The following is a 1,472-nucleotide window of genomic DNA, read 5'->3' on the forward strand; positions in this document are numbered from 1 at the left end:
GATAATATGGCGTGCTTTGGCTTTTAATAAGTCCATGATTTCAAAGGCGATTGAATCATCAAGGATATATGTTTCCTTGTTTGCTGTATTATTCATTTGTTTTTATTCTCCAATTTGTTATAATTAGAGTAAAGCAAAGCCCTACAAGGCTTGCCTTACTTAATATTTAAAGTCGTTTATCTGGGGAGATGTCCGGCTTTTTTTGTACGATTATTTAAATTCATCTAAACTAACTCCTAATGCCTCCGCAATCTTAACGACTGTGAGCCATTTCGGGTTTTTTGTATTGCGTTTTTTAATTTGGTGTAACTGCTGAGGGCTTATGCCTGTCATTTTGGCAAGGCGGTACTCGGTTATGCCTTGTTTGTCTAATTGTTGTTTGATTTTGTCCCACATTTTTATGACCTTTCTTGTTTTCGGTAGTAAACTGGGTGTATAATATAAACGTTTACAATTCTAAGGCATTAGTTTTTGTATTCAATGTTTATAGAAAGGGGGAGTGTTATGGATGAATTAACCAATGAAACGAAATTTGTTTTGCAAACTCTTTATAAAGAGTATTTAGATAGAAGTAACAATGGAATTTCTAAAATTCAAGCTAAAGAATTCAAGTATGCACAATTTGTTTATGATGAGTTGTTTTCAGAAATGCTTTACGATGATTTTTATAACTCTATAATGGAGCTAGATACTCAGGGGTTTTTAGACTGTACTTATGGAAACAACACTGCAACTCAAATATTTTTAACAAATAAATCAATTGTTGAAATGGAAAACAGATTTGCAAAAGACTTTAACAAAATCTTAGATTCTATCATTAAACTTAAGAGTTTAATTTTCTAACGTCCAGTCATTAGCTAGTAGGTCAGACTGCTTCGGATTCCAACGAACCGATAAACGTTCTGACCTTTTTTTATTTTCTCCCATTCCAAACATTAAGCAACAATCCGCCGTGTCGGTTGGTAAATACATAGTGCTTTGATGAGATTTTCGATAAATAGCTTTGTTGAGTTCTACTGATTTTTTCGTTGCTTCGATAATATCCATTTTCCACCTCCTAGCCCAATCGGGCTTTTTATTTTGTCAGTTCAACTGCTGCTTTATAAGCATTTGACCATTCAAATAACTGAGGCAATAAAGAGTCTTTGATAAATTGAACAGAAAAATCTTTTAACAGTTGTTTTTTGTACCACTCAACACTATGCTGCTGAATAGTTTCTCCGTAATGCGTAACTACTTGTTCCATTAGAACCTCCATTTGCCTGCGAGGGCTTTTTATTTGCCAAACTTGCTACTTACGCTGAGTTGAATACAACGTGTAACTACATTCACAGAAGCTTCGCAACTGTTTTGTTTGTTCGCTTGTTTGACTTTATGAGTTAATTATAGTCCACTTTTCGTGGTTTGTCAAGAAAAGGCCCGCCGGACAGCGCGTCGACCGGGCGGTCGGCCAGGTCGGACACCCCGGTCAT

Annotated in this window: 5 protein-coding genes; 1 reads left to right on the forward strand and 4 read right to left on the reverse strand. The window is 35.7% G+C overall.

Annotated elements, in window-relative coordinates; all coding sequences use genetic code 11:
• Both ACWD12_RS40995 and ACWD12_RS41000 read right to left on the reverse strand, forming a co-directional pair.
• Positions 1 to 96 (reverse strand): DUF1655 domain-containing protein (locus ACWD12_RS40995; RefSeq protein WP_450103952.1); only part of this gene is annotated, 96 nt, incomplete at its 3' end.
• Positions 97 to 210: 114 nt separating this feature from the next.
• Positions 211 to 396 carry a helix-turn-helix domain-containing protein gene (locus ACWD12_RS41000; protein ID WP_003131971.1) on the reverse strand — a complete coding sequence of 62 codons (186 nt, stop codon included), beginning with the start codon at positions 394 to 396 and terminating at the stop codon, positions 211 to 213.
• 108 nt (positions 397 to 504) lie between these two features.
• On the opposite strand from ACWD12_RS41000, the gene ACWD12_RS41005 reads away from it, so the two are divergent.
• Positions 505 to 843: a hypothetical protein gene (locus tag ACWD12_RS41005; RefSeq protein WP_312257949.1), complete on the forward strand. Its 339-nt coding sequence runs from the start codon at positions 505 to 507 to the stop codon at positions 841 to 843.
• Here the strand turns inward: ACWD12_RS41005 and ACWD12_RS41010 are convergent.
• Complete coding sequence (locus ACWD12_RS41010; RefSeq protein WP_312257948.1) at positions 832 to 1,047, reverse strand: Thoeris anti-defense Tad2 family protein; 216 nt, start codon at positions 1,045 to 1,047, stop codon at positions 832 to 834. The genes ACWD12_RS41005 and ACWD12_RS41010 overlap by 12 nt on opposite strands.
• Before the next feature lie 28 nt (positions 1,048 to 1,075).
• A complete protein-coding gene (locus tag ACWD12_RS41015; RefSeq protein WP_003129910.1) occupies positions 1,076 to 1,246 on the reverse strand; it encodes a putative transcriptional regulator in 171 nt (56 codons plus the stop codon).
• Positions 1,247 to 1,472: the final 226 nt, after the last annotated feature.

This window comes from Streptodolium elevatio (assembly GCF_053592165.1).

Coding starts and splice junctions, on each gene's coding strand:
- ACWD12_RS41015 (WP_003129910.1), bottom strand. CDS start 1,246: ATGGAACAAGTAGTTACGCATTACGGAGAAACTATTCAGCAGCATAGT.
- ACWD12_RS41010 (WP_312257948.1), bottom strand. CDS start 1,047: ATGGATATTATCGAAGCAACGAAAAAATCAGTAGAACTCAACAAAGCT.
- ACWD12_RS41005 (WP_312257949.1), top strand. CDS start 505: ATGGATGAATTAACCAATGAAACGAAATTTGTTTTGCAAACTCTTTAT.
- ACWD12_RS41000 (WP_003131971.1), bottom strand. CDS start 396: ATGTGGGACAAAATCAAACAACAATTAGACAAACAAGGCATAACCGAG.